General features: G+C 72.3%; 32 protein-coding genes. 22 read left to right on the forward strand and 10 right to left on the reverse strand.

The window, feature by feature from the left end; translation table 11 throughout:
- Positions 1-390, forward strand: a 390-nt coding sequence (locus tag ACSIH6_RS19005) for a family 20 glycosylhydrolase (protein WP_435109638.1), incomplete at its 5' end; no start/stop codon positions are given.
- Between the two features lie 23 nt (positions 391-413).
- Here the strand turns inward: ACSIH6_RS19005 and ACSIH6_RS19010 are convergent.
- The gene (locus tag ACSIH6_RS19010; protein ID WP_435109639.1) at positions 414-1,199 is read right to left on the reverse strand and encodes a DeoR/GlpR family DNA-binding transcription regulator; all 786 of its coding nucleotides are present in this window, start codon (positions 1,197-1,199) and stop codon (positions 414-416) included.
- Positions 1,200-1,485: 286 nt separating this feature from the next.
- Here ACSIH6_RS19010 and ACSIH6_RS19015 point away from each other — a divergent pair, with 286 nt between their 5' ends.
- The 14 genes from ACSIH6_RS19015 to ACSIH6_RS19080 all read left to right on the forward strand — a co-directional run bounded on the left by ACSIH6_RS19015 (position 1,486) and on the right by ACSIH6_RS19080 (position 11,321).
- Positions 1,486-2,373, forward strand: coding sequence for an SIS domain-containing protein (locus ACSIH6_RS19015; RefSeq protein WP_435109640.1), 888 nt, complete (start codon positions 1,486-1,488; stop codon positions 2,371-2,373).
- Positions 2,370-3,278, forward strand: coding sequence for an ROK family protein (locus ACSIH6_RS19020; RefSeq protein WP_435109641.1), 909 nt, complete (start codon positions 2,370-2,372; stop codon positions 3,276-3,278). The genes ACSIH6_RS19015 and ACSIH6_RS19020 overlap by 4 nt, the downstream gene beginning before the upstream one ends.
- Positions 3,279-3,360: 82 nt before the next feature.
- The gene (locus ACSIH6_RS19025) at positions 3,361-4,266 is read left to right on the forward strand and encodes a 1-phosphofructokinase family hexose kinase (protein WP_435109642.1); all 906 of its coding nucleotides are present in this window, start codon (positions 3,361-3,363) and stop codon (positions 4,264-4,266) included.
- Entirely contained in the window at positions 4,263-5,099 is an 837-nt protein-coding gene (locus tag ACSIH6_RS19030; RefSeq protein WP_435109643.1) for a class II fructose-bisphosphate aldolase, read from the forward strand. The genes ACSIH6_RS19025 and ACSIH6_RS19030 overlap by 4 nt, the downstream gene beginning before the upstream one ends.
- A gap of 344 nt (positions 5,100-5,443) precedes the next feature.
- Positions 5,444-5,749, forward strand: a complete 306-nt coding sequence (locus tag ACSIH6_RS19035; protein WP_435109644.1) for a gas vesicle protein GvpO — start codon at positions 5,444-5,446, stop codon at positions 5,747-5,749.
- A gap of 72 nt (positions 5,750-5,821) precedes the next feature.
- A complete protein-coding gene (locus ACSIH6_RS19040; protein ID WP_435109646.1) occupies positions 5,822-6,235 on the forward strand; it encodes a gas vesicle structural protein GvpA in 414 nt (137 codons plus the stop codon).
- Positions 6,232-6,963, forward strand: a complete 732-nt coding sequence (locus tag ACSIH6_RS19045) for a GvpL/GvpF family gas vesicle protein (RefSeq protein ID WP_435109647.1) — start codon at positions 6,232-6,234, stop codon at positions 6,961-6,963. The genes ACSIH6_RS19040 and ACSIH6_RS19045 overlap by 4 nt, the downstream gene beginning before the upstream one ends.
- Positions 6,964-7,000: 37 nt before the next feature.
- Positions 7,001-7,249, forward strand: a complete 249-nt coding sequence (locus tag ACSIH6_RS19050) for a gas vesicle protein GvpG (protein WP_435109648.1) — start codon at positions 7,001-7,003, stop codon at positions 7,247-7,249.
- A 42-nt stretch (positions 7,250-7,291) separates the two neighbouring features.
- A complete protein-coding gene (locus tag ACSIH6_RS19055) occupies positions 7,292-7,912 on the forward strand; it encodes a hypothetical protein (protein ID WP_435109649.1) in 621 nt (206 codons plus the stop codon).
- Positions 7,896-9,149 carry an SRPBCC family protein gene (locus ACSIH6_RS19060; RefSeq protein ID WP_435109650.1) on the forward strand — a complete coding sequence of 418 codons (1,254 nt, stop codon included), beginning with the start codon at positions 7,896-7,898 and terminating at the stop codon, positions 9,147-9,149. The genes ACSIH6_RS19055 and ACSIH6_RS19060 overlap by 17 nt, the downstream gene beginning before the upstream one ends.
- Before the next feature lie 98 nt (positions 9,150-9,247).
- Positions 9,248-9,712 carry a gas vesicle protein gene (locus tag ACSIH6_RS19065; RefSeq protein ID WP_435109651.1) on the forward strand — a complete coding sequence of 155 codons (465 nt, stop codon included), beginning with the start codon at positions 9,248-9,250 and terminating at the stop codon, positions 9,710-9,712.
- Positions 9,699-10,493: a GvpL/GvpF family gas vesicle protein gene (locus tag ACSIH6_RS19070; protein ID WP_435109652.1), complete on the forward strand. Its 795-nt coding sequence runs from the start codon at positions 9,699-9,701 to the stop codon at positions 10,491-10,493. Before ACSIH6_RS19065 ends, ACSIH6_RS19070 begins: the two co-directional genes overlap by 14 nt.
- Complete coding sequence (locus ACSIH6_RS19075; RefSeq protein WP_435109653.1) at positions 10,490-10,804, forward strand: gas vesicle protein; 315 nt, start codon at positions 10,490-10,492, stop codon at positions 10,802-10,804. The genes ACSIH6_RS19070 and ACSIH6_RS19075 overlap by 4 nt, the downstream gene beginning before the upstream one ends.
- A 34-nt stretch (positions 10,805-10,838) precedes the next feature.
- Positions 10,839-11,321, forward strand: a complete 483-nt coding sequence (locus ACSIH6_RS19080; RefSeq protein WP_435109654.1) for a gas vesicle protein K — start codon at positions 10,839-10,841, stop codon at positions 11,319-11,321.
- A 145-nt stretch (positions 11,322-11,466) separates the two neighbouring features.
- Here the strand turns inward: ACSIH6_RS19080 and ACSIH6_RS19085 are convergent, their stop codons facing one another.
- The 3 genes from ACSIH6_RS19085 to ACSIH6_RS19095 are packed head-to-tail and all read right to left on the reverse strand — an operon-like array spanning position 11,467 to position 14,659.
- Complete coding sequence (locus ACSIH6_RS19085; RefSeq protein WP_435109655.1) at positions 11,467-12,366, reverse strand: carbohydrate ABC transporter permease; 900 nt, start codon at positions 12,364-12,366, stop codon at positions 11,467-11,469.
- Positions 12,363-13,388, reverse strand: a complete 1,026-nt coding sequence (locus ACSIH6_RS19090; protein ID WP_435109656.1) for a carbohydrate ABC transporter permease — start codon at positions 13,386-13,388, stop codon at positions 12,363-12,365. The genes ACSIH6_RS19085 and ACSIH6_RS19090 overlap by 4 nt, the downstream gene beginning before the upstream one ends.
- Positions 13,385-14,659 carry an ABC transporter substrate-binding protein gene (locus ACSIH6_RS19095; RefSeq protein WP_435109657.1) on the reverse strand — a complete coding sequence of 425 codons (1,275 nt, stop codon included), beginning with the start codon at positions 14,657-14,659 and terminating at the stop codon, positions 13,385-13,387. The genes ACSIH6_RS19090 and ACSIH6_RS19095 overlap by 4 nt, the downstream gene beginning before the upstream one ends.
- Before the next feature lie 148 nt (positions 14,660-14,807).
- Here ACSIH6_RS19095 and ACSIH6_RS19100 point away from each other — a divergent pair, with 148 nt between their 5' ends.
- Both ACSIH6_RS19100 and ACSIH6_RS19105 read left to right on the forward strand, forming a co-directional pair.
- Entirely contained in the window at positions 14,808-15,857 is a 1,050-nt protein-coding gene (locus ACSIH6_RS19100; protein ID WP_435109658.1) for a LacI family DNA-binding transcriptional regulator, read from the forward strand.
- Positions 15,858-16,205: 348 nt separating this feature from the next.
- Positions 16,206-16,370 carry a hypothetical protein gene (locus ACSIH6_RS19105; RefSeq protein ID WP_435109659.1) on the forward strand — a complete coding sequence of 55 codons (165 nt, stop codon included), beginning with the start codon at positions 16,206-16,208 and terminating at the stop codon, positions 16,368-16,370.
- 131 nt (positions 16,371-16,501) lie between these two features.
- Here ACSIH6_RS19105 and rpsR read toward each other — a convergent pair whose 3' ends face one another.
- On the reverse strand, positions 16,502-16,759 hold the full coding sequence (gene rpsR, locus ACSIH6_RS19110; RefSeq protein WP_435109660.1) for a 30S ribosomal protein S18: 258 nt from the start codon (positions 16,757-16,759) through the stop codon (positions 16,502-16,504).
- Positions 16,760-16,761: 2 nt separating this feature from the next.
- On the reverse strand, positions 16,762-16,896 hold the full coding sequence (locus tag ACSIH6_RS19115) for a hypothetical protein (RefSeq protein WP_435109661.1): 135 nt from the start codon (positions 16,894-16,896) through the stop codon (positions 16,762-16,764).
- 232 nt (positions 16,897-17,128) lie between these two features.
- Between ACSIH6_RS19115 and ACSIH6_RS19120 the strand changes: the two genes are divergently transcribed.
- The gene (locus ACSIH6_RS19120) at positions 17,129-17,941 is read left to right on the forward strand and encodes an alpha/beta fold hydrolase (protein WP_435109662.1); all 813 of its coding nucleotides are present in this window, start codon (positions 17,129-17,131) and stop codon (positions 17,939-17,941) included.
- A 133-nt stretch (positions 17,942-18,074) separates the two neighbouring features.
- Here the strand turns inward: ACSIH6_RS19120 and ACSIH6_RS19125 are convergent, their stop codons facing one another.
- The gene (locus tag ACSIH6_RS19125; RefSeq protein ID WP_435109663.1) at positions 18,075-18,461 is read right to left on the reverse strand and encodes a carboxypeptidase-like regulatory domain-containing protein; all 387 of its coding nucleotides are present in this window, start codon (positions 18,459-18,461) and stop codon (positions 18,075-18,077) included.
- Positions 18,462-18,709: 248 nt separating this feature from the next.
- Between ACSIH6_RS19125 and ACSIH6_RS19130 the strand changes: the two genes are divergently transcribed.
- Both ACSIH6_RS19130 and ACSIH6_RS19135 read left to right on the forward strand, forming a co-directional pair.
- Positions 18,710-19,183 (forward strand): hypothetical protein, encoded by a 474-nt coding sequence (locus ACSIH6_RS19130; protein WP_435109664.1) that lies wholly within the window; start codon positions 18,710-18,712, stop codon positions 19,181-19,183.
- A gap of 120 nt (positions 19,184-19,303) precedes the next feature.
- Entirely contained in the window at positions 19,304-19,945 is a 642-nt protein-coding gene (locus ACSIH6_RS19135; RefSeq protein ID WP_435109665.1) for a TetR/AcrR family transcriptional regulator, read from the forward strand.
- A gap of 68 nt (positions 19,946-20,013) precedes the next feature.
- Here ACSIH6_RS19135 and ACSIH6_RS19140 read toward each other — a convergent pair whose 3' ends face one another.
- From ACSIH6_RS19140 to ACSIH6_RS19150, 3 genes are all read right to left on the reverse strand, one after another.
- Positions 20,014-21,135, reverse strand: coding sequence for a Gfo/Idh/MocA family protein (locus ACSIH6_RS19140; RefSeq protein ID WP_435109666.1), 1,122 nt, complete (start codon positions 21,133-21,135; stop codon positions 20,014-20,016).
- Entirely contained in the window at positions 21,132-21,869 is a 738-nt protein-coding gene (locus ACSIH6_RS19145; protein ID WP_435109667.1) for a sugar phosphate isomerase/epimerase family protein, read from the reverse strand. Before ACSIH6_RS19145 ends, ACSIH6_RS19140 begins: the two co-directional genes overlap by 4 nt.
- Positions 21,870-22,176: 307 nt before the next feature.
- Positions 22,177-23,010, reverse strand: coding sequence for a DeoR/GlpR family DNA-binding transcription regulator (locus ACSIH6_RS19150; protein ID WP_435109668.1), 834 nt, complete (start codon positions 23,008-23,010; stop codon positions 22,177-22,179).
- 165 nt (positions 23,011-23,175) lie between these two features.
- Between ACSIH6_RS19150 and ACSIH6_RS19155 the strand changes: the two genes are divergently transcribed.
- Positions 23,176-24,546, forward strand: coding sequence for a homoserine dehydrogenase (locus tag ACSIH6_RS19155; protein WP_435109669.1), 1,371 nt, complete (start codon positions 23,176-23,178; stop codon positions 24,544-24,546).
- An 18-nt stretch (positions 24,547-24,564) separates the two neighbouring features.
- Positions 24,565-25,971, forward strand: coding sequence for a GntP family permease (locus tag ACSIH6_RS19160; RefSeq protein WP_435109670.1), 1,407 nt, complete (start codon positions 24,565-24,567; stop codon positions 25,969-25,971).
- Positions 25,972-26,013 lie beyond the last annotated feature (42 nt).

Raw genomic sequence — 26,013 nt, forward strand, 5'->3', positions numbered from 1 at the left:
GAGACGGTCATGGCGCCCACCAACCACGTGTACCTGGACTACTACCAGGACGAGGAGACCGCGGCCGAGCCCCTCGCCTTCGGCGGCGGCTTCGTGCCGCTGTCCACGGCCTTCGACTTCGAACCGGTGCCCGCCGCGCTCGACGGGGAGGCGGCCCGGCGCGTCGTCGGCGCCGAGGCCCAGATGTGGACCGAGTACGTGGCCACCGAGGACCACACCGAGTACATGCTCTTCCCCCGCCTGTGCGCCTTCGCCGAGGCCGTCTGGCGCCAGCCGGGCGCGCGCGGCCACGACCGCGCCGACTTCCGCGCCCGGCTGCGCGTCCACCTGGAGCGCCTGGAGGCCCTCGGGGTCCGCTACCGGCCGCTCGACGGCAGGAACGACCCGTGACGTCCCCGGGACCGGGCCGCGGCTCAGGCCTGGATGACCTCGACCCCGGCCCTGGTGAAGCCGTCGACGACGCCAGGGTCCGCGTCCTTGTCGGTCACCAGGACGTCGATCCCGGTGACCGGCAGGATCCGGGCGAAGGCCCGCTGGCCGATCTTGTGGCTGTCCGCGGCCACGATGACCCGCTCGGCGCGCCGGGCGAGCAGCGTGTTGGCGGCGGCCTCGTCCTCGTCGAAGGCCATCGCGCCGCTGGAGACGCCCACGGCGTCGGCCCCGATCACGGCCACGTGGAGGGAGAGCGTCTCCAGGACCCGTTCGGCGAGCGGCCCCACCAGCTCGTAGGAGCGGGGGCGCACGACCCCGCCCACGACGACCACCTTGATGTGGGGGCGCACCAGCAGTTCGGTGGCGATGTTGAGCGCGCTGGTCACCACGGTCAGGCCGCGCCCGGGGTCGTCGCCGCGGAAGCTCTCGTGCAGGGCCAGGGCGCGCGCGACCTGGGTAGTCGTGGTGCCGCCGTTGAGGCCCACGACCGATCCCGGGGGGACCAGGTCCGCGATCGCCTGGGCGATGCGCTCCTTCTCCTCGGCGTGCCTGGCGGCCTTGTAGCTCAGCGGCAGGTCGTAGGAGACGGAGGAGGCGACGGCTCCGCCGCGCGTGCGGGTCAGGAGCTGCTGCTGCTCCAGGTGGTCGAGGTCGCGCCGGACGGTGGCCGGGGAGACCTCCAGGTGCTCCACCGCCTCGTCGACGGTGAGAGACCCGCGCTCGGAGAGCAGTTCGAGCACAGCCGTCAAACGCTGGTGGCGGTCCATGACGTCCCCCAAGGACAAACTGTTGATCCAATCTGACTGATAACCGACTATATCGATCAAAAGCAATCAGATTAACGATGCTTCGCGCGCGTCGTCGCACACCGCACGCAGAGAACGGGTCATGGGAGCACTTCTACCCGACCCGGGGGCGGGGGCGCACGGCGGGACACACCGCGAACGGGGCCGCGACGGGGGCGGGAAGCGACGTCCCGGCGTCCGGACGAGGGCGCGGGGCCGTTCCCACGACAGGTGCGAGGGGCCCCGCCGTCAGCAAGGGAGAGCATAGTTGAACACCCATGTCACCGCGGAGATCGCCAGCCAGCCGCAGTGCTGGCGGCGCGTCGCGGACGTGCTGGCGTCCGCCGCGCCCGCGCTGCCGCGGCCCGGAGAACGCACGGCCGTCGTCGGCTGCGGCACGTCCTGGTTCGTCGCGATGTCCTACGCCGCCCTGCGCGAGCGGGCCGGGCAGGGGCTGACCGACGTGTTCCCGGGGTCGGAGGTGCCGCCCGGCCGTTCCTACGACCGGATCGTGGCCATCAGCCGCTCCGGCACGACGACCGAGGTCACCGACCTGCTCAGGCGGTCCCGGGACGTCCCCACCACCGTGGTCACCGCCGTGCCCGGCTCACCGGTCACCGAGCTCGCCGACCTGAGCGTGGTACTGGACTTCGCCGACGAGAGGTCGGTGGTCCAGACCCGCTACGCCACGACGACGCTCGCCCTGCTGCGCGCACACCTGGGCCACGACGCCGAGAGCTTCGCCCGCGACGGCGAGCGGGCCCTGGAGGTCCCGCTCGACCCCCTGGTCCGCGCCGACCAGATCACGTTCCTCGGCCGGGGGTGGACGGTGGGCCTGGCGCACGAGGCGGCACTGAAGTCGCGCGAGGCGGCGCGGATGTGGACGGAGTCCTACCCGGCGATGGAGTACCGCCACGGCCCCCTCACCATCGCCGAGCCGGGGCGGCTCGTGTGGTCCTTCGGCGAGCCGCCCCCGGGCCTGGCCGCCGAGGTCGAGGCCACCGGCGCCGCCTTCCGCGCCAGCGACCTGGACCCGCTGGCCGACCTCGTCGTGGCGCAGCGGCTGGCCGTCGCCCTCGCCGAGCGGCGGCGGCTCGACGCGGACCGGCCCCGCAACCTCACCCGCTCGGTCGTCCTCGCGGACGAACCGACGTGAGCGCCGTCGTCGCCGTCGACGTCGGCGGGACCCTGACCAAGGCGGCCCTCGTGGACGCCGACCAAAGGGTGCTCCTCGCCCGCAGGACACCCACGCCCACGGGACCCCGCGTCGCCGAGGCCGTGATCGACACCGCCGCCGCCCTCGTCGGGGAACTGCGCGCCGCACCCGGGGGAGACCGGGTCGCGGCGGTCGGGGTGGTCGTCCCCGGCATCGTCGACGTCGGGCGCGGGGTGGCGGTGTGGTCGGAGAACCTCGTCTGGCGCGACGTGCCGGTACGCGACCGGCTCGCCGAGCGCTGCGGGCTGCCCGTGGCCCTGGGACACGACGTGGCCGCCGGTGGCCTGGCCGAACAGCGGCTCGGCGCGGCGCGCGGCCACGAGGACGCCGTCTTCGTCCCCGTCGGCACCGGCCTCTCGGCGGCCCTCCTCCTGGGCGGGCGGCCGCACACCGCGGGCGGCTTCGCGGGCGAGATGGGACACGTGGACGTGGGTCACGGAGGGCCGTGCGCCTGCGGTGCCACGGGGTGCCTGGAGGCGATCGCCTCGGCCGCCGCCATCGCCCGCCGCTACGCCGAGCGCACGGGTCGGCCGACCCGGGAGGCCCGTGACGTGGCGGACCTGCTCATGCGGGGCGACCCCGACGCCAGACGGGTGTGGGACGAGGCCGTGGACGCGCTGGCGCTCGGCTTCTCCTGGATCAGCGCCGTGATCGCTCCGCAGGTCATCGTCGTCGGCGGCGGTCTGGCCCGGTCCGGCGAACTGCTGCTCGCCCCGCTGCGCGAACGGCTCGACGCCCGCCTCACCTTCCACCGGCGCCCGGACGTGGTCCCCGCCGCGCTGGGTGACGAGGCCGGGTGCCTGGGCGCCGCGCTGCTGGCCCGGGAACGGCTGGATCACACGTGAACGGCACCGGCGCGCCCCGGGTGGTCCGGGCACGACCCCGGGCGGTCCGCGGCAGCGGGCCCTCGGCAACCGGGAGGCACACGTGATCGTCACCGTCACCGCCAACCCGGCCGTCGACGTCACCTACGAGGTCGACGCGCTCGTGCCGGGCCGTTCCCTGCGGGTCTCGCGCGTGTGGGAACGCCCGGGCGGCAAGGGCCTCAACGTGTCCCGGGTCCTGCGGGGGCTCGGCGAGCCGACGCTCGCGATCGCCCCCCTCGGCGGACCGACCGGCCGGTGGATCGCCCGCTCCCTGGCCGGGGACGGGCACCGCCTGCGAGCCGTGCCGATCGACGGCACGACCCGGCGCACCCTGACCGTCGTGGGCACCGAAACCACGGTCCTCAGCGAACCGGGTCCGCGGCTGCGCGCCGAGGAGCGGACCGCGCTGACGGAGGCGGTGCGCGACGCGCTGGCCGACGCCCGCGCGCTCGTGCTCTCCGGCAGCCTGCCCCCGGGCGCGCCGGGCGACCTGTACGCGGAGCTGGTGCGCGTCGCCGCGCGGGCGCGTGTGCCCGCCGTCGTCGACGCCGCGGGACCGGCGCTGCTGTCGGCGGCCGCGGCCGGGGCCGCGGTGGTCAAGCCGAACGCGGCCGAGCTGCGCGCCACCACGGGCGGGTGCGGCGCCGACGCCGCCCGCCAACTGCTGCGGGCCGGAGCCCGGAGCGTGGTCGTCTCGCTCGGGCACGAGGGACTGCTGGCGTTTCGCGGCGACCGGGGGTGGCGGGTGGGCGCGGTCCCGGGCATGACCGGCAACCCGACCGGCGCCGGGGACGCCGCGGCGGCGGCGATCGCCCTGGGCACGGCCGCCGCGGACCCCTGGCCCCGGACCCTCGCCCGCGCCGCCGCGCTCGGCGCCGCAGCCGTGCTCGCCCCCACCGCGGGAGAGGTCGACCTGGAGGCCTACCGCGCGTTCCTGCCCTCCGTCGAAGTCGAGGAGTACGCATGACACTCGTTGCGATCAACACACTGCTGGACCGGGCCGTCGCCCGACGCGGAGGTGTCGGCGCCTTCAACGTGATCCTGTTGGAGCACGTCGAGGCGCTGATCGCCGGAGCCGAGCGCGCCGGAGCCCCCGTCGTCCTCCAGATCAGCCAGAACTGCGTGCGCTACCACGGGGCGCTGGCCCCCCTCGCGCTGGCCACGCTCGCCGCCGCACGCAGGGCGGCCGTGCCGACCGCCGTCCACCTGGACCACGCCACCGACGTCCCGCTCGTGCACGAGGCGATCGACCTGGGCATCACCAGCGTCATGTTCGACGCCTCCGAGCTGGACTACGAGGACAACGTCGCGGCCACCCGCGCGGTGGTCGAGCACTGCCACGCCCGCGGCGTCGCGGTGGAGGCCGAACTCGGTGAGGTCGGCGGCAAGGACGGCGTCCACGCCCCCGGCGCGCGTACCCGGCCCGAGGAGGCGGCGGAGTTCGTCCGCGCGACCGGGGTGGACTCGCTGGCCGTCGCGGTCGGCACCTCGCACGCGATGCGCACCCGCGACGCCCTGGTCGACCACGAACTCATCGGCCGCCTGAGCCGGGCGGTCCCCGTGCCGCTGGTGCTGCACGGATCGTCGGGGGTCGCCGACGCCGACCTGGTCAAGGCAGTGGCCAGCGGCATGACCAAGGTCAACATCGCCACGCGGCTCAACGACGCCTTCTCCGGGGCGCTCCGCGACCGGCTCGACGAGCGGCCCGACCTGACCGATCCGCGCGCGTACCTGGCCCCCGGCCGTGACGCGCTGGCGGACGAGGCGCACACGCTGCTCCGCCTCCTGCGCGCCGGGTGAGGCCCTTCCCGCCGCTTCGCCACGCGTTTTTCCTTTCCTGATAAGAGGTTGCGGACCTGAACATTCTCGCGGGCGTTTTTCCGTGCCGCGATTTCCGGGACCGGCACTCAGGAAGGCCTCCCTGTTCCCCCGCTTTCCCGCGCCACCTGGAACAACCGAAGCCCTGGCGTCCCGGCGTTCTCGGCGTTCCCGTGTTTCCCGGTTTCCCGGGCTCGTGCGTTCCCGTCCGGCGTGTTTGGCTCCGCCTTGACCTGGAGGAGGTTTTGCCCCGGTCTTTCTCGGTAGTGGGTCAAGCCAAGGGCATGGCAAGAGAAATCGGATAATGGCCGACGGCCAGGAGATCCATGAGTCAGGACAGCAAGGACGACGGTTCCCCTCCGCGCGAGGAACGACGCAAGACGATGACGCAGCGTCTGCGCGAGGCCCAGGAGCAGTTCGAGGAAGTGACCGGACTGGAGGTCGAGGGCGTCTCCGGGTTCCAACGCTCCGGAGACGGTTGGGACCTGACCCTCGAGACGCTCGAACTGCGCCGGGTTCCGGACACGGTGAGCCTGCTGGCCACGTATTCCGTGGAACTCGACGCCGACGGGGAGATCCAGGGGTACCGGCGCACGAAGCGCTACACCCGCGGTCGCTCCGACGGCATGTGAGCACGGCCGACCCCGGGCGGACGGGGCGCCTGCCCTCCCCGCGACCTCACCGACGAAAGGAGCATGATTCCGATGACGGTGATGCAGCAGTCATCCGGAGGTGGCCGCAGCTCCGGCAACCTCTACGAGGTCCTCGACCTCATCCTCGACAAGGGGCTGGTGATCGACGTGTTCGCCAGGGTCTCCCTCGTGGGCATCGAACTCCTCACCGTCGACGTGCGCATCGTGGTCGCCAGCGTCGACACCTACCTGCGCTTCGCCCAGGCGTGCAACCGCCTCGACCTGACCAGCAGCGGCGGCGCCGGACTCCCCGACCTGCTCAACGGCGGCATGGAGAAGGGCGCGCGCAGCAAGTCCAAGGGCGCGATCTCCGGGGCGGCCGAGGCCATCTCCGACTCCTTCTCCAAGGGGCAGTCCGAGGAGCAGGAGAAGCAGCCCGCGCGCGCCCGCCGCCGCTCCTCCGCCAAGAAGGAGGGCGAGGAGTGAGCACCTACGTCTACGGGATCGTCCGCGACGACGAGACCCTCGACGGCATGAGGCTGTCCGGCGTGGGCGAGGACGCGGCGCCCGTGCGCTTCGTCCGCGCCTACGGCGTGGCCGCCGCCGTCAGCGACGCCCCCGAGGGGCTGCGCGCCAAGCGACGCGACCTGACGGCGCACCAGAACGTGCTCCAGGACCTGGCCCTGGGCCACGGCGTCCTGCCCCTGCGCTTCGGCGCGGTGAGTGAGGACGATGATGCGGTCGCCGCCGAGCTGGCCCGCTTCGCCGACCACTACTCCGTGCTCCTGGACCAGCTCCAGGACCGGGTGGAGTTCAACGTCAAGGCCAGCCACATCGAGGAGGCGGCACTGCGTGCCGTGCTCCGCGGCGACGAGGGCCTGCGGGCGCGCAACGAGGCCCTCAAGGCGGCCGGAGGCGGCACTCCCGCCGAGCGGATGGCCTTCGGGGAGCAGGTCTCCCAGGCGGTGGAGGAACTGAGGCGCCGCGACGCCGAGACCGTCCTCCAGCCCCTGGAGGGCCTGGCCGAGCGCGTGTCCGCCTGGCCCGCCGTGGACGGCGGCCTGGCCAACGCGTCCTTCCTCGTGCACCGGGACCAGACGGAGGACTTCCTGCGCGAGGCGGCCCGGGTCCAACAGGAACTGGCCTCCTCCATGGAGGTCCGCGTCAACGGACCCCTGCCGCCCTACAGCTTCGTGGCGTCACCCCAACAGTGACCCCGCCGAGCGGGGACACCGAACAGGAGTCAGGGGCATGGGCCTCCTCAGCATGATCCTCACCGCTCCCGCCGCGCCGGTCCGGTTCGTCGACTGGACGGCGCGCCAGGTCCTGGACGCGGCGGAGCGGGAGATGTACGACCCCTCACGTGTGCGACAGCAGCTGGCGGAACTGTCCGAGCGCTTCGACGCCGGAGAGCTGTCCGAGAGCGAGTTCGACCGGATGGAGGACGAACTGCTGGACCAGCTGGAGGAAGCCGAGAGTTACCAACAAGGTCTTCGATAGACGATATTGAGGTGAGATCCCGTGGGGGACACGGCGAAAATCGTGGCCGCCGCAGTGGGCGGCTACGTCCTCGGCCGGAGGAGGAAGTTCAAGCTGGCCCTGGGGCTGGGCCTCTACCTGGGAGCCAAGAAGCTCGACATCAAACCCGGGCAGCTCGCCCAGGGACTGCTCAAGGAGGTCTCCGCGCTTCCGGTGGTGGGTGAGCTCAAGGGCCAGTCGCGCGAGCAGCTGCTCAACGTCGGCAGGACCGCGGCGGGCAACATCGCCGGCAAGTGGGCGGGCGGCCTGGCCGACTCCCTCAACAGCCGCACCGAACGCCTGCGCGACGGCGCGGCCGGATCCGACGAGAGCGCCGACGAGGACGAGGACACCGGGGACGACGCCACGAGGGGCGAGGCCGCCGAGGACGGGGACGGGCCCCGGGGCGAGGGCAACGCCGAGGCCCGGGAGGAGGCGGAGCCGAGCGGGGACGGCGCCTCCGAGCGCGGGGCCAGGCCCAAGGCCGGGAAGGCGTCCCGGAGCACGGGAACCCGGGCGAAGGGAGCCGCCGCGCGCACCAAGGGCACCGCCAAGCGCGCCTCGGCCGCCACCGGCAAGCCCGCCCGGCGCAAGCGCGCCGCGGACACCGGCGGAGAGGGGGGCGACGATGGCCGCGACGACTGAGTCCCAGGGACCGCTGGCCCGGCTGCGCTCGGCCGCCGACAGGAACGAGGGCACGTCCAAGCTCGCCGACGCCCTCCAGGACTACCTCAGCGCCAAGGCCACCAGCGTGGTGAGCGGCGCGGCCCGCAGGCTCGGAGCCACGGTGGAGCGCCTCACCAGTGACGGCGCCTCCGCCGCCCCCGTGGCGGCCGGGGTCGGCGGCAAGCTCGCCCAGGGCAGGAACCCGGTGAACGCCGTGGTCACCGGCGGGGCCAAGGGCCTCAAGGACAAGGCCAAGAAGGGCCTCAAGGACAAGGCCGGCCTGGGCACGGGGTCCTCCGGAGGGGGCGGCAAACCCTCCACGATGGTCAACATCGTCGAGGACGTCGACGTGGGCGTCCCGGTCCGCGTGGCCTACAACCAGTGGACCCGCTTCCCCGACTTCGGCTCCTTCGCCAAGGGCGTGCGGAGCGCGGAGCGCACCGGGGACACCTCCTCCCACTGGAGGGGCAAGGTCTTCTGGTCCAGCCGCAGCTGGAGCGCCGAGGTCACCGAGCAGGTCCAGGACCAGCGGATCGCCTGGTCGACCGAAGCCGCCAAGGGCACCATGAAGGGCGTCGTGACCTTCCACCCCCTGGGGGAGAACCTCACCCGCGTCCTGCTGGTGGTGGAGTACTACCCCAAGGGCCTCTTCGAGCGCACGGGCAACATCTGGCGGGCCCAGGGCAGGCGCCTGCGCCTGGACCTCAAGCACTACCGGCGCCAGGTCATGATGCTGCCCCGGGACGAGGCGGCCGAACTCCGGGGCTGGCGCGGCGAGGTCCGCGAGGGCGAGGTCGTCCTCTCCCACGAGGACGCCGTCGCCCTGGAGGAGGCGGACCTCACCGAGGAGCAGTGGGCCGAGCTGGAGGAGCTGGGCCCCGACGAGCGGGTCGAACTCGCCGACCTGGACTCCGAGGAGCGGGCGGAGCTCGCCGACCTGGACGACGGGAGCGGCGAAGCCTCGGACGACCCCGAGGACCGGGCCGACGACGAGGACGAGTCCGAAAACGGGTTCGAGGAGGAGCCCGATGACGGCGGGCCCGAGGCCGAGGAAGAGCCTGAGGAAGCGCCCGAGGACGACGAGGACGAAGAGGAGGAGCTCCCCGATGACGAGGCTGAGGGCGAGGACGCTGATGAGGCGGACGGGCAGGACCTGGACGGAGAGGAGGACGAGTACCCCGACGAGGAGGAGCGGCCCGCGGCCGAGCGCTCCTGAGCCGGGAACCGCCTCCACGTCGGAGGCCGGGGCCGCGACGGCGGCGCGCGCGTGACCCGTGGCCGTGACGGCTCCGCGGGACCGGGAGGGAACTGCGCATGAGTGAACCCACACCCTGGCGGGGTGAGCCGAGACAGATCCGCTCCTCCGGCGGATCCTCCTCCGCCAACCTCGCCGACGTACTCGAACGCGTTCTCGACAAGGGCGTCGTGATCGCGGGTGACATCAAGATCAACCTGCTGGACATCGAACTCCTCACGGTCAAGCTCCGGCTGCTCGTCGCCTCGGTGGACAAGGCCAAGGAGATGGGCATCGACTGGTGGGAGAACGACCCCGCCCTGTCCTCCCGCGCGTCGCGGCGCGAGGACGACGATTTGGCCGAGGAGAACAGGCGCCTGCGCGAGCGCATCGAGGCCCTGGAGGAGCACCGCACGGCGGAGGTCACCGCGGCCGAGGCCCGACCCACCGCCGAGGAGAGGTCCGACGCCCCGGACGAGGAGGGCTCCGGCACCCGGCGCACGCCCGAGCGGAACCGGGGGGAGGGGGACCATGGAACGGTCTGAGCAGGCCAGCTACGTCTACGCGGTGTGCCGCCCCTTCGGACTGGCGACCACCGACGGCCTGACGGGCGTGGGCGGACACCCCGTCCACCTCGTCGTCGAGGGCGACCTGGCCGCCGCGGTCAGCACCGTCCCCCTGGACGAGTTCGACGAGCAGGCGCTCCACGCCAAGCTGGAGGACCTGCGCTGGCTGGAGGAGGTGGCCCGGGCCCACCACGGCGTCGTGGACGCGGTGGCCCTGCGGTCCGTGGCCCTGCCGCTGCGGCTGGCCACCGTCTACCGAGGGGACGCACGGGTCCGCCAGGTCCTGCGTGAGAACGCGGCGACCTTCGCGGCGACCCTGGACGAACTCGTGGACCGGGTCGAGGTCGGGGTGAAGGTCTACGCCGAGGCGGGCGTCCGCGCCGCCGCGCCGCCCGGGAGGGAGGCCCCCGCCGACGAGAGCCCGGGCAAGGCCTACCTGCGCAGGCGCAGGGAGCAGCGCGACCACCGCGACGACACCTGGCAGCGGGCGTCCGCGCTGTGCGAGCGGGCCGACGAGGTCCTGGGCGCGATGGCCCGGGCGCGCGCCCAGCACCAGACCCAGAACACCGCACTGTCCGAGGCCCCCGGCGAGAACGTCATGAACAACGCCTACCTCGTGGACGGGGAGCGGGTGGCGGAGTTCCTCGCCGCGGTGGACGAGCTGGACTCCCGTGCGCCGGAGGGCACCAGGATCGAGGCCTCCGGACCGTGGGCCCCCTACTCCTTCGCCTCCCCGCGCGCGGCGGAGGTGGGCACGTGAGCACGGCGAACGGATCCGGCCCCGCCGGGGACGGCCTGCCCGGCACCGGCGGCTTCCCCGGCCAGGCCCACTCCCTGACCACGATGCTGGACGAGGACCACCCCCTGGCCAACCGGGAGATCTCCCTGGTCGACCTGCTCGACCGGGTCCTGGCCAAGGGGGTGGTGGTCTCGGGGGACCTGACCGTCTCCATCGCCGACGTGGACCTGGTCCGGGTCTCCCTGCACGCCCTGGTGTCGTCGGTCAACGAGAACGTGCCCTCGCCCTGGGAGCACGGTCACCCCCTGAGCGGATGGATCCGGCAGGAGTGAGGACCGGTCCCGGAGGGAGGGGGAAGGAGGCGCTATGCCAGAGGTGAACGGGAACCCGCTCCGGCGGGCGGAGGGTCGGAAGGCCACCGAGGGGCCGACGCCCGTGCGCGTCGCCGACGCCGACACGGTCCCGGGGAGCGGGAACGACATCCTGGGGCGGCTCCAGGACGCCCTGGACGAGACGGCGGACCCGGACCAGACCGGCGAGGGGGCTCCGGAGTCCGAGAGGCGGCGGCTGCGCCACCGGATCGAGACCGAACCCGACACGGTCGAGCGCGACCTGATCAAACTGGTGCTCACCGTGGTGGAGCTGGTGCGCCAGCTCATGGAGCGTCAGGCCCTGCGGCGCGTGGACCAGGGGGACCTCACCGAGGACCAGGAGGAGCGCATCGGCATGACGCTGATGCTGCTGGAGGAGCGCATGACCGAGCTGCGCGAGCGCTACGGGCTCTCCGCCGCCGACCTCAACCTGGACCTGGGCCCGCTGGGGTCCCTGCTGCCCAGGAACGGGGAGTAGGGGCCTTCCCACAGGTCGGGCCGCACACGCCCGGTGCCCGCCTCAGGGGTCAGAACCCTGACAGAGGGCGGGCACCGGGGTGGGGGAGGGGTCGGCGGGGCCGCGCACGGCCGCGGCCGCCGGGCGGGAGTGGAGTGGCCCGGGGCTACTTCCCACCGACCCCCATCATGCCGCGCACCAGGGAGCGGCGCGCGAAGAGGTACACGAGGAAGAGGGGCAGGGTGGCCAGCACGACCGCGGCCAGCATGCCGGGCACGTCCACGCGGTACTCGCCCTGGAACTCGAACAGGCCCATGGTGATCAGCCGGTTGTCCGCCGACTGGGTGAGGATCAGCGGGAACAGGAACCCGTTCCAGGCCTGGAGCGCGGCGTACACGCCGATGGTGCTCAGCCCCGACCGCGACATGGGCACCACCAGCTGGAGGAAGGTGCGCACTGGGCCCGCGCCGTCCAGGGCCATGGCCTCGTACAGCTCCTCGGAGATGTCGCGCATCGACCCCACCAGGATCAGCACGCACACCGGCAGCGCGAACGCCGCCGTGGGCAGCACGATGGCGGTCAGGGTGTCGTACAGCCCCAGTTCGATGATGATCAGGTACACCGGGATGATCACCGCCTGGGACGGGATCGCCAGCCCCACCAGGAACATCCGGAACACCCCCGTGGTCCACCGGGTGCGCGAGCGCACCACGGCGAACCCGGTCATGGAGGCGAGCACCAGCACGATCGCCACCACCGCGACGGTGACGATCGCGGTGTTGAGCACGAAGCCGAGCACCCCGTTCTCGATCGCCTTCACGTAGTTGCCCAGGGTCGGGTCCGTGGGCGGGGTGAGCGGCCCCTCGGAGGTGTAGTTCTCGGAGCGCTGCACCGTGGCCACGAGCAGCGCGTACAGCGGCACCCCCACGATGGCCAGCCACACCAGGGCGCCCAGCCCGGCCAGGAGGTTGGGGCGTCGGCGGCCCGGCCGCCGCCGCAGGGGAGCGGGGCGGCCGCTGTTCGGGAGCTGCCGGGAGGCGGGCCTCTCGGCGAGACGGATGGTCACATGCCCTCCCGGGTGCTGCGCATGTCGCCGAAACCGGTGAAGCGGACGAGGAGCAGGGCGATCAGCGTCGCCGTCACCACCAGGGTGAACGCGACGGCGCTGGCGTAGCCCAGCTCCCAGCTCTGGAAACCGGCCTGGTACATCAGGTACGGGACGATGGTGGTGTTGGTGCCGGGCCCGCCCCCGGTCATGATGAGCACGGTGTCGAAGTAGGTCAGCGCGCCCACGATCATCAGCACCGACGAGGTGGTGACGGTGTGCCTGAGCTGGGGCAGCGTGATGTACCAGAACGCCCGCAGCTTTCCCGCCCCGTCGATCTCGGCGGCCTGGTACAGCGTCGCCGGGATCTGCCGGGCGCCGCCCTGGTAGAGCAGCATGTGCAGCGGGATGAACTGCCAGGCGCTGACGAACACGATCACCAGGAACGCGCTGTCGGGGCCGCCCAGCACGTCCACCGACGACAGGCCCAGGCGCGGCCCCAGCCAGGCCAGCGGGCCGAAGTTGGGGTCCAGCAGGGCCCGCCAGACGAGCGCGATCGCCGCGGAGGACAGCAGCAGCGGCAGGAAGAAGACCGCGGAGAGCACCGCGCGGTTGCGCTGCCGACCGGCGGCCCAGACTCCCAGCAGCAGGCTGATGGGGGTCTGGACGATCCAGGACAGGGCGGTCAGGAGCACGCTCAGCCACACGGCGTTGCGCATCAGCGGGTCGCCCACCAGGCGCGACCAGTTCTCCAGGCCGATGAAGCGGGGCGAGCCCAGCCCGCCCCAGGAGGTCAGGGACAGGTAGGCCACCAGCACCATCGGCAGGGCGGCGAAGACCCCGAAGTACAGCAGGCCGGGCACCACCCACACCGGGCCGGGCCGCCCCGTGCGGGGGGCGGCGCCCCGCGCGGCGGAGCCACCGCGCGGGAGGCCGGGCCGGGGGCCCCGGGGGGCGGAGCCGCCCGCTCCGGTGCCCCCTGCGTCTTCCGGATCACCGGTCATGGTGCCACCGGTCGCCTGGCTGTCGGTGCGGCCGGTCACAGGGCCGCCAGCGCGTCGACGAACTGCTCGGGCGTGCTCTCGCCGTTGAACAGCGACTCGATCTCGGTGACCATCGGCGTGGCCACCTCCGGGGGCAGCGCCTGGTCCCACGAGAGCTGGAAGTGCGGCGCGTCGCGCACCATCTCGTACTGGAAGGTGGCGAAGTCCGGGCTGGGGCTGTCGGCCACGGCCTCCTCGGCGTTGGTGGTGGTGGGCACCTCGCCGTTCTCCACCATGTCGGCCACGTACTCCTCCTCCGACATGTACGTCAGGAACTCCATGGCCTGGTCCATGTACTCGGTCTCGGCGGACACCGAGAAGTAGTTGGTCGGGTTGCCGACCACGTTGGCGGGGTCGCCCTCCCCGCCCTCGATCGGCGGGAAGGCCACGTATCCCAGGTCGTTCGTCGCGAACTCCTCGTTCTGGTCCAGGATGGTGGAGTACTCCCACGAGCCCATCAGGTGCATGGCGGCCCGTCCCTCGGACAGCAGCGCGGAGGCCGCGCCCTCGGTGTAGCTCACCGAGGCGTAGGAGTCGCCGAACGCGCCCTGGTCCACCAGTTCCTGGACCATCTGGGCGGCCTCCAGCACGGCGGGGTCGCGCCAGCCCTCGGAGTCGCCCTCGACGATGCGCGCGAACACCTCCGGTCCGCCGATGCGGTCCACGAGGTACTGGAGCCACATCTGCTCGGTCCAGGGGTCGGCTCCGGCCAGGGCGAAGGGGGTGACGCCCTCCTCGGTGAAGGTGTCGACCAGGCCCAGGATGTCCTCCCAGGTCTCGGGGGGTTCCGCCCCGGCCTCCTCGAACACCGTCTCGTTGTAGAAGAGGATGACCGGCTGGGTGCCGCGCAGGGGGATGCCGTACTGCACGCCGCCGACCTGGCCCGCCTCCAGGATGGAGGGGATGAAGGAGTCGGCGAGCTCGGGGTTCTCGGCGAGCATGTCGTCCAGGGGGACGAGCATGTCCTGCTCGACGTAGGGCTCGATGCTGCCGCCGCCCCAGTTGAAGAACACGTCCGGCTTCTCGCTGGAGCCCATCGCGGTGCGCAGGCGCTCCTCGTAGCTGTCGCCGGGGACCTCGTCGATGACCGCCTCGGTCTCGGAGGCCTCGTTGAACCTGCCGACGGCGCCCTCCTGCACCACGACCAGGGTGTCCTGGTACATCCACACGTGCATGCGGTCGTCTCCGCCACCGCCACCGGAACAGGCGGTGACGGCGAGCAGGCAGAGCGCCGACGCTCCGGCGGCGGAGCCCAGGCGGGGGGTTCTCATGGCCACTCCTCTTTCGAAACTATCGGTCAGTATTTCGAAATATTTGCGCCCGAATGTACGCGGCGTCACCCCGAGCGTCAATAGGAGGATGAGAGCTGGGTCACCTGGAGCCGCGCGGAGTTGCCATGACCGCGTAGGATCAGGCGTCGTGAGCGCAGACCCGACCCCCAACTCCGCCCGGACCACCCTTTCGGAGCCGGTCACCATCTCGAAAATTGCGGAAGCCGCAGGCGTATCGGTGCCGACGGTCTCGAAGGTGCTGAACGGACGCGCCGACGTGGCCAGCGAGACCCGTGCACGCGTGGAGGAGCTGATCCGCCGCCACGGCTACCGGCGACGCCGGGGCCCGGGCGGAGGCCGTTCCTCCATGGTCGACCTGGTCTTCCACGAACTCGACAGCGCCTGGGCGGTCGAGGTCATCCGGGGCGTGGAGAGCGTGGCGCGCTCGGAGGGCCTCAGCGTCGTGCTGACCGAGTCCGGAGGCGCCCAGACCCCCCGCGACGACTGGGTCGACGCCGTGCTCGCCCGCCAGTCCACCGCCGTGATCCTGGTCTTCTCCGACCTGGCGCCCGAACAGCGCACCCGCCTGACCGCGCGCGGCATCCCCTTCGTCGTGGTCGACCCGGCGGGAGACCCGGGCCCGGACATGCCCTCGGTGGGCTCGGCCAACTGGAACGGCGGCCTGGTCGCCACCCGCCACCTCATCGAGCTCGGCCACCGGCGTATCGGCGTCATCGGCGGACCCCGGCACGTGTTGTGCAGCAAGGCCCGCATCGACGGCTACGCCTCCGCACTGGACTCCGCGGGGCTGACGACCGACCCGGCGCTCGTCCGCTACGGCGACTTCCACGTCGAGAGCGGACGAGACCGGGGCCGGGAACTGCTCCAGCTGGACGATCCGCCCACGGCCGTCTTCGCGGGCAACGACCTCCAGGCCATGGGCCTGTACGAGGCCGCCCGCGAGCTGGGCGTGCGCATCCCCGAGGACCTGAGCGTGGTCGGCTACGACGACCTGCCGGTGGCCCGCTGGATGGGGCCGCCGCTGACCACCGTGCGCCAGCCGCTCACCGAGATGGCCGAGGAGGCGACCCGGATGGCGCTCACCCTGGCGCGCGGCGGCACCCCCGCCAACCTGCGCCTGGACCTGGCCACCGACCTGGTGGTCAGGCGCAGCAGCGCCCCGCCCTCCGCCTCCTGAGGCGGGAGGCCGACGGAGGCCGCGGTCCCCGTGTCGGTCCCGCGGCGGTTCCCGTCAGCCCGCGTGGTGGTGGGCGTGCCGGCCGTGCACGTCCCACTCGGGGAAGGGGGCCGCCCGGCATGGGGAAACGGTCCCTGTCGCCGTTTTCAGTGGAATGGGTGCGGTTCTGTCGCGGTGGTCGCTGAAATGAAAATCACAATCATCCCCCTGGGGTTCCGGTGTGAAATTCCGGTGGGGGACGGATAAATTATCCGTGCCTCGCCCCGGCGGCGCTTGATATGCAACCGGTGGTCGAATAGTCCTGGGTGTGCTCGCGTTTTGTCGTCTGATCGTTTTCGAGGGGGAGAGATGGCCACACAGCATCCTGTTCACGAGGGGCACGCGCACGAGCACGGGCACGGGTGTGGGCACGTGTCCGTTCCGCACCAGGGCCACGTGGACTACGTCCATGACGGTCACCTGCACCGCGAGCACGACGGTCACTGGGACGAACACGCTTCCGGTCACTCCTGACCGCGCCCGGCCCATAGCTGCGCATCGGCCAGCTGCTCCCGCGGGCGGTCGTCCGCGGAGTCCCGTTCGCGGCCCCGGGACTCCGTGGACGTCGCGGGCGGTCCTTCTCCCCCGGAGCGGTCGCCGGGCCCTCAGGACCTGTTCGCCGGAGTGTTGGACGGGTAGGGCAGCAGGGCCATCTCGCGCGCGTTCTTGATCGCCGCCGCGATCAGCCGCTGTTGGCGTGCGGTCACCCTCGTGACCCTGCGGCTGCGGATCTTCCCCTTCTCGGAGATGAATTTGCGCAGGAGTGTGGTGTCCTTGTAGTCGATGTAGTCCATTTCCCCCAGCGGATTGGCGAAACTCCGCGTGGGCTTGCGCTTTCCCGGGCGGTGTGCTGAAGAGGACATGTTCACCTTTCTGAGAACTCCGCGAAGGGATCGGTGCTGAACTCCTGTTGCGTTTCCTCGTCCGTGGTCAGGCAGGGGTCCAGTGGTGATTCCAGGGCCTCGGCGATCAGGCGCGGCTCGACGCCGTCCCGGACCACGCGGCGGACGGTGTCGTGCCGGTGGCCGGGGCCACGCGCGTGCGCCCTCCTCTCCTTGCCCCTCGCGGAAACTGAAAACGATTATCGTTTCCAAAAGCTTACACGGTCAGGAGGAGACGTGTGCCCCGACCTCCGCCGTGCAGGGGGAGCGTGCGTCCTCCCAGGCCCCGGAGCCCCTGGCCCCGCTCTCTGGGGGCGTGTGCGAGGATGGCCCCGGATTTCGGGAGGGGCGATGACGGTGATCACCACGGGCGACGGGCTTGGGATCGAGTACACCGAACACGGTGACGTCCGGGGGCGCCCGGTCGTGCTCCTGGCCGGGTTCAAGGCCCCCGCGACCTCCTGGTGCCACCAGGTTCCCGCGCTCACGGACGCCGGATACCGGGTGTTCACCGTGGACCTGCCCGGCCACGGCGCCGCGGGGCCGCTGCCCCCGGGCATGACCATGGACCGGCGCGGCGACTGCGTCCACGCCCTCCTGGAGCACCTGGACCTGGAGGGCGCCGTGCTCGTCGGCGGCTCCATGGGCGCCAACACCGTCTGGGCGTACACCTCCGGGCACGGCACCGCTCGCCTGTCGGGCGCGGTGTCGGTGGACCAGACGCCGAAGATGCTCAACACCGAGGACTGGCCGTACGGCTTCTACGGCTACGACGAGGGCAACGCCGACACCTACTTCGCCGACGGCATCCCCGCCACCGGGCACGGCACGCCCCTGTGGCGGCGCGGCGTGCGGCTGGTCAGGACGATGCGCGCGATGCGCGGCACCGACCGCGAGCTCACCCCCGCGGAGCTGGAGCTGCTGGGGGACCACGCCCGACGCGACTGGCGCGACGCGGTCGCCGGGCTCGACGTGTCCGCCCTGTTCGTGGCCGGGGCCGAGAGCGAGCTGTGGCCCGCCGAGCACGCCGCGGCCGCAGCCAAGCCCAACCCGCGCGCCGGTGCGGCCGTGGTGCGCGAGGCCGGGCACGCCGTGAACATGGAGCGGCCGGGCGCCTTCAACGCGGGGCTGCTGCGCTTCCTCGCCCGCGTCGAGGGCTTCTGACCGAGGCTGTTCCCATCCCCTCGTTCGTAGAGCTTTCCGAGGCGATCCGCCGCAGGGGGGGTGAGCCCTCAGCAAAGCGCAACCGTGCGCCCTACCAGTGCGTGTTCGGACCGCGGGCGCCGACGCGGACTGACTACCGGGCGAAGCGCAGGTCGACGGTCACATCGTCCTCACCGAGAACGACGGTCTCCGTCCCGGTCCGCGCACCGTTGTCCCTCACCCCGTGGAGGTCCCAGCTTCCCGGAAGCAGGGAGAGCCGGTAGCTTCCGTCGGCGACGGTGGACACCCCCATCTCGTGCGAGGCCACGACGGGGTCCTCGTTCGAGGACCACCGGATGAACACTCCCTCCACCGGCTCTCCGGAGGAGTCGCGGACCGTTCCGGTGACGGCCGACCACCTGGACTCCCCGGTGCCCACGGGCGGGTCCTCGTTGCTGACCACCGACCCGGGAGCAGCACATGAGGTTCCGAGGAGGACCGCGGCCAGGGCGGCCGTGAGACGTCGCGCACCACCTGTCACCCGCACCACCCGTTTCACCGCCAAGGACTGCCGCCGGGCTGTTGTGTGCCCGGTACCCCACTCTGTCACGGGGCTTCGGCCCCTCGGTGGGGCCGTCGAACCACAGAGGGGGCCGGGGGCGACGGCGGATTCCGGCGTGATGGGATGTCGGTATGGCTCCGCGGTCGAATCCCCCGAAGAACGCGCACCCGCTGCCGTACACGTCCCGTAGCGCTTCTAGGTCCCCGGACCCGGGGCCCGCACGCGCGGTGACCGTTTCCGAAGCGGTGCTCAGGATCGCCTCCGGCGGCGGGATCCACGCCTTCCTGATCCTCCTGATGCCCTTCTCGATCGCGGACGGCGTCACCCCCGGGTTCGTCCTCACCGTGCTCCCTGCGGCCTACGCCGTCTTTCTCACGGTCACCACGCTTCCTGGGTTGATCGCCTTCTTTTTGGAGCGAAGGCGCGCCGGGGGCAAGGCTCCAACGCTCCGGGCCACGAAGGCCGTTCCCTCGGCGGTCGCGGCCCTGCTCTACGGCTTCCTCCCCGCGTCCCTGATGATCACCGAGGGCCCCGACGCCCTGATCATCGCCTCCTCCCTGTTCATCGCCCTGTTCGGCTACCTCATCCACCGGGCCTGCCTGGCGGTCACCTTTTCCTTCGCCGCAGGAGCCGTCGTCCGCACCGTGGCGCTGATCGCACCCCTGCTGTTGATCCTGGGCTTGGCTTCCGCCCTCCCGTGAACGTGCGCGCCGCTGCGCCGATGCCGACACACTGGTAGGCGTCCACGAGGGAGAGAGCCGCACCGTTCCCGCCGCGCGTGAGCGGCGGCCGACCGTGCGGTCCGGGTCGAAGGAGACGTGGTGAACGGTGGTGCGGGTATTCCCGGCCGGACGTACCGGAAGGCCGAGAAGCGGCGGTCACAGATCCTGTCGCGCGCGATCGAGGTGTTCGCCGAGCACGGCGTGGGTGCGTCGCTACGGGCCATCGGCGAGGCCATCGGTGTGTCCCACGCGGCGCTGCGCTACTACTTCGCCTCCCGCGACGAGCTCCTGGTGGAGGTGTACCGGGAGCACGAGGCGGTCGGGTGCGAGCCGTCGGATCCGGACGCCGTCTCGGCGGTCGCGGTGATGGAGCGCAGCGCGGAGCGCAACCGCTCGATCCCCGGCCTGGTCGAGCTGTACGCGACGCTGACGACGGACGCGTTGCAGGAGCAGCGGCACCCCGCGACGCGGGAGTTCGTCCGGGCCCGGTTCAGGGAACTGCGCGCCGACCTCGCCGAGCGCGTCCGCGCCGGTCAGCGCTCCGGGGAGATCGCGGCCGACATCGACCCCGACGACGCGGCGGCCCTGGTGATCGCCGCGTCCGACGGGTTGCAGTTGCAGTGGCTGCTCGACCCGCAGGAGGTGGACGTCTACCGCGCGCTCCAGGTCCTGGAACGGCTGCTGCCCGGCGGGGGAGAGGGCGGAGAGTCCGGGGGCGGCGCGTCGGCCGGGACCCCGTGAACACGTCCCGGGCGCCGTCGCCGCTCGCGTGCGGTGACGGCGCCCGAACACGGACCGAAAGGCACTGCTTAGGCGCGCGCCTCCTGGAGCGTCGGGCTGTCCGGGTCCCACCCCGCCGGGAGCGGGGCCACCGGCTCCACGGCGGAGGTGATCTCCACGGGCAGTCCGCTGGCCGCGGCGTCGCGGATGCCCAGCAGCACGTCCAGCACGTGCGAGGCCACGGCCCCCGAGGCGCGTTCGGTCCCGCCCGCGCGTATCGCGCGGACCAGGTCGACGACACCGGCCCCGCGCCCGTACACGGGCCCCTCGGCGGGGACGGTGACCGGCTCCTCCCGGTCGTACCGCCACAGGGTGGTGTCCCCGCCGAACGTGTTCGGGTCGGGCAGGACGATCGTGCCCTCGGTGCCGTTGACCTCCACCATCCCCGCTCTGGGCAGCGCGTGCTGGAACGAGAACGTGGACTGGGCGGAGCGGCCCGGGCCGAACTCGACCAGCGCGGCGTGGTGCGTCGGAACCTGTACCTCGAACACCTGGCCCGCGCGGGGACCGCTCGCGATCGTGCGGGTCGCGCGGCCGGTGGAGGCCACCGCCTGCACCCGGGTCGCGGCGCCGAAGACGTGCACGAGCGCGGTGACGTAGTACGGGCCCATGTCGAACAGGGGCCCCGCCCCGTGGGCGAAGAGGAAGTCCGGGTCCGGGTGCCAGGACTCCGGCCCGGGCACGTGGAACATCGTGGTCGCGGTCAACGGCTCCCCGATGTCGCCGCGGGCGATCGCGCGCAGCGCGGTCTGCGTCCCCGCGCCCAGCACCGTGTCCGGCGCGCAGGCGACCCGCAGCCCCGCCTCCCCGGCCCTGGCCAGCAGCGCGGCGGCCGCGTCGTGGTCCAGGGCGAGGGGTTTCTCGCTCCACACGTGCTTGCCCGCGTCGAGGATCCGGTGCCCGACCTCGGTGTGCACGGCCGGGACGGTCAGGTTGACCACCACCTCGACGTCCTCGCGTGCCAGCAGCTCCGCCACGGTCCCGGACGCCGGGACCCCGTACGCGGCGGCCTGCGCGGCGGCGCGCGCCAGGTCCAGGTCCGCGACGAAGCGGACCTCGACGTCGGGGAACCGCGTCAGGTTCTCCAGGTACTGGGTCGAGATGTTGCCCGCGCCGATGACGCCGACCCCGGCGGCCGCGGCGCGCGTCATCGGTCGTTCTCCCCGAGCCAGGCCAGCGACCGCGCGATGCCGTCGAACACGTCGCCCGCGTAGGCGTCGAACTCGACCACGCGGATCGCCCGCGGCGCGGCCTCCAGGACCGCGCGGACGTCGACCTCGCCCGAACCGGCGGGCTGCTGCCGGTTCACGTCGCCGTCCAGGGTGCCGTCCTTGACGTGGATCAGCCGCACCCGGTCTCCGAACGCGCGCAGGAGCGCCGCGGCGTCGGCGCCGCCGACCCCCGCCCAGTAGGTGTCGACCTCCAGTACGACCCGCGGCTCCAGGTGCTCGACGAACACCTCCAGCGCGTGCCTGTCGCCGATGCGGGTGCTCAGCTCCCAGGCGTGGTTGTGGTAGCCGAATTCCAGTCCCCGCTCGGCGGCCAGTTCCGCCAGCCGGTTCACGCGCTCGGCCAGTTCGGCGACCTGGTCGGCGCTCTGCCACCGCTCGGCCGGGACCAGCGGGTCGATGACCGTCGTGATGCCCAGTTCGGCGGCCGCGTCGAAGACCGTCTCGGGGGCCCGCGCGTCGATCACGGGGGCGTGGCCGGAGGGCGCGGTGACGCCCGTCGCGGCGAACACGCGCCGGTACTCCTCGGTGTCCAGGTGGAACGCGTACGGCTCCACGTGGGCGAACCCGATCTCGGCCAGGCGTGCCACGGCGCTCTCCAGGCCGTCGGCGAGTTCGTCACGGACCGAGTACAGCTGCACGGATGTTGTGGGCACGGGGGGCTCCTTCGTTCGCTTGGGCATCGCCCTGTCGCTCACACCGCGGCCGCGCCCCCGAGGGTGCGGGGCAGGGCCGCGCACCCAGATTCTTACATTGGAAGATTTTTGTCCAGGGCTTTTTTCGAGGACACGGTTCGGGGCATGGTCCTGGGGCCCGAGCGGCACGGGGCGCGGGCGGCGGCCCCGTAAAGGATGGGCCGGAGGGCATGCCGAAGGGCCGGACGGCACCCCGGCGGAGCGGGGTCCGACCCGGCTGTGCGCACGGGTGCGCCCGGTTTCCGGGAACCTCCCCGGGGAGTGCGGGTCAGGCGGTGGGCGCCTCGGCCTCCTCGTCGGAGCCGGTCGTCGGCGCGTCCTCGTCGGCCTCCCGCTGGGGCGCCACGACCTCCAGGCCCACACCGAGTTCGCGGATCGCGCGCACGGACGACTCGGCGAGGCGGTCGTCGGTGATCACCGAGGCGAAGCTCGTGAGCGCGGCGACCTTGAACGTGCCGAAGGCCCCGTACTTGTCGGCCCCGGCGACCAGCACCGACGTCGAGGCCGCCGCCATGGCCGCGCGCTTGACCGCCACCTTCGCGCGTGAGGGCGTGGTGGTGCCCCGGCTCAGGTCCCACGAGCTCGTCGAGACGAAGGCGACGTCGATGTTGAACTCCTCGATGGTGGCGGCCGCGATGTCGCCGACCGAGGAGCGGTTCTCGCGGTCGATCTGCCCGCCGATGAGGAACAGGGTCACGTCGGGGTGGTCGGTGAGGGAGGCGGCGGTGGTGATGTCGTTGGTGATGACGGTCAGGCCGGTGACGCTCCACAGCGACGGCACCAGGTGCCCCAGCGTCGTGCCCGCGTCCAGGTAGACGGTCTGCCCCTCGCCGACCAGGGCCGCCGCCGCGCGGGCCATCGCCCGCTTCTCGGCCACGTCCACCCGCGACTTGTCGCGGTAGGAGGGCTCCGAGCGCACCTGGGAGACCAGTTCGACGCCGCCGGGCACCGAGCGGACCCGTCCCTCCTCCTCCAGCGTCATGATGTCGCGGCGCACCGTCATGTGCGAGACGTCGAGGATCTCGCACAGCTCCTTCACGCTCAGCACGCCCGTACCGCGCAACTCCCGCACGAGCAGTTCACGCCGTTGCGCCGGAATCATCGTTCTCCCTCGGTTGCGCTCATGGGCACCATGGTAACGAGTGTTCCCAGATGGTACCAGTCGTGATAATTGTTGACTCCCATGTTCAGCTGGTGTTAAACATGGCGCGTTGCCGTAGCGGCCCGGCGCACATGTGCCCCCCGCGAGGCCGGAGAAGGAGAACCCATGCAAGCCACCGACGCCACCACGGCGCCGCCACCGCCCGTGCGCTACGCGCTCACCGGAGCGCGCGGCGGATTCGCGCGCACCCTGCTCGCCCAGACGCCCCGGATCGAGCGGCTGCGGCCCTCGGTCCTGTGCGACCTGGACACGGAGGGGACGGTCGCGCTGTGCGCCGAGCTCGGCTACCCCGCCGCCGCGCTGAGGGTGTGCTCCAGCGCGGACGAGGTGGCCGCGCTGGCCGACGGGCGGATCGCGGTGATCGCCGACGCCCGCCTGCTCGAACACGCCGACTACGACGTGCTCGTCGAGGCCACCGGCAGCCCGGAGGCGGGCACCCGTGCCGCGCGGACCGCCATCGGGACCGGACGCCACGTGGTCATGGTCTCCAAGGAGGTCGACTCCGTCTCCGGGATCGCGCTGGCCGACCTCGCCCGGGAGCGGGGCGTGGTCTACACCCCCGGGATCGGCGACCAGCCCGCCAACCTCATCGAGTGGTACGAGCGGACCCGACTGCTGGGTCTGGACGTCGTCGCGATCGGCAAGTCGGGCGAGTACGACCTGGTCTTCGACCCGGCCACGGGCCGCGTGCGCCAGCTCGACCAGGAGATCGACGCCCCCGACCTGGCCCGCCTGCTGACCCTGGGCGAGGACGTGTCCGCCACGCTCGCCGCCCGCGCCCACGCCGTGGCGGGCCTGTCGCGCTCGGCCGCCGCCGACTACTGCGAGATGGGGGTCGTCGCCAACCACACGGGCCTGGTGCCCGACACCGAGGCGCTGCACTACCCCGTCGCGCGGGTCGCCGAGCTCGCCGACGTCTACTCCCTCGCCGAGGACGGGGGGATCCTCTCCCGGCCCGGCGCCGTGGACGTCTTCAGCGTGCTCCGCCTCCCCGAGGAGGCCTCCTTCGCCGGAGGGGTCTTCGCCGTCGTCCGCACCGGCGACCCCGTCTCCTGGCGAACGCTCGCGCAGAAGGGCCACGTGGTCTCGCGCTCGGGACGCTACGCCTGCCTGTACCTGCCCTACCACCTCATGGGCGTGGAGACCCCGCTGAGCCTGCTGGACGCCGTCGACCACCGCCGCGCGGTGACCTCACGGCACCCGGCCCCGCACGCGGTCCTGGCCGGTCGGGCCCTGCGCGACCTCCCCGCCGGGACCACGCTGGACATGGGCGGGCACCACCACGACGTCCGCGGCGTGGCCCCCGTCCTGCTGGACACCGCCGACGCCCCCGGCGACGTCGCACCGCTGTACCTGGCGGCCCACACCACCCTGGGCCGCGACGTCGCGGCGGGCGCACTGGTGCGCCTGGACGACCTGGCCGACCCCAGCGACGTCCTCCTGGACTCCTGGCGCCACGCCCGTACGCACCTGTGAACGATCGGACCCAGTGACATGTCGGACATCTACACCCTGTTGGCGTTCCTCGTCGCCATCGCGGTACTCGTACTGCTCATCGCCCGCTTCAAGGTCCACCCCGTGGCCACGCTGTTCATGGTGGTCGTGACCCTGGGACTCGTCCTGGGCATGGGCGGCACCGAGACCATCGCACTCGTCACCGCCGGTTTCGGCGACACCCTCGTCGACGTCGGCCTGCTGGTCATCTTCGGCTGCGTGCTCGGCAGGATGCTCGAACTCAGCGGCGCGGCCACCAAGATCACCGAGACCGCCCTGAGCATGTTCGCGGAGAAGAGGGTGCCCTGGGCGATCGCCCTCGCCTCGACCGTCCTCGGCATCCCCCTCATCGCCGACACCGCGGTCGTCATGCTCATCCCGATCGTCTCCGCCCTGGCCTACCGCACGGGCATGTCGATGATGAAGCTCGGCCCGATCCTCTACCTCGGCGCCTACATCATGACCTCGGTCGTCCCGCCCGGCCCCGGACCGCTCGCGTCGGCGTCGCTGCTCGGCGTCAGCATGGGCGAGGCCATCCTCTACGGCCTGATGGTGGGCGTCCCCGGGGTCATCGCCGCGACGGTCTACCTGTCCTTCATCAAGACCTACGTGCCGCCCAAGCCGGAGTTCGTCGAACACCTGGCGGGCGCGGGCGGACCGGGCGCCCCCTCCACCGGCGGTGCGGGCGCCTCCGGTGACAGCGACCCCAAGGTCGCCTCCGACGGCGCCGGAGCCCCGGCGGGCGTGGGCCTGTTCGGCTCACTGGTGCCGATCCTGGCCCCCATCGTCCTCATCATCGTCGCCTCCCTGGCCGGTCCGGCGCTCCCGGAGGGGGCCTGGTTCACCGAGGCCGTCCTGTTCGTCGGCGAGCCGACGGTGGCGCTCTTCCTCTCCTGCGTGCTGGCCCTGCCGCTGTTCCGCGGCCGTTGGAAGGACAAGTCCACCCTGAACGACCTGTTCGAGGCGGGCCTGCGCATCGCCGCGATGCCCCTGGCCCTGACCGGCGTCGGCGGGGCGCTGGCCACCATCATCCGGGAGACCGGCGTGGCCGAGAACGTCGCCGCCAGCATCGAGGGCACCGGCATGTCACCGGTCATCATCCCCTTCCTCGTCGGCGCGGCGGTGTGCACGATCACCGGCTCCAACATCCTGGGCGTGATGACCTCGGCGGCCATCATGCAGCCCCTGGTCTCCGAACTCGGCCTGGCGCCGATCGTGGTGTACCTGGCCTGCGCGACCGGCGCCCAGATCATGAAGCACGCCAACTCGTCCGGTTTCTGGGTCACCACGACGCTGTCCAACATGACGGTGGGCCAGGGCATCCGGTCGATCGGCGTCGCCTCGTTCATCTCGGGCGTCACCGGGTTCCTCGTGCTCAACGTCATGATCGCGACCGGTGTCGTCTGACCCGGTCCGCGCGTCCCACGGGGGAGTTCCGGCGCACCCGGC

Source organism: Nocardiopsis synnemataformans (assembly GCF_965343085.1).
Classification (GTDB): Bacteria; Actinomycetota; Actinomycetes; order Streptosporangiales; family Streptosporangiaceae; genus Nocardiopsis; species Nocardiopsis alborubida.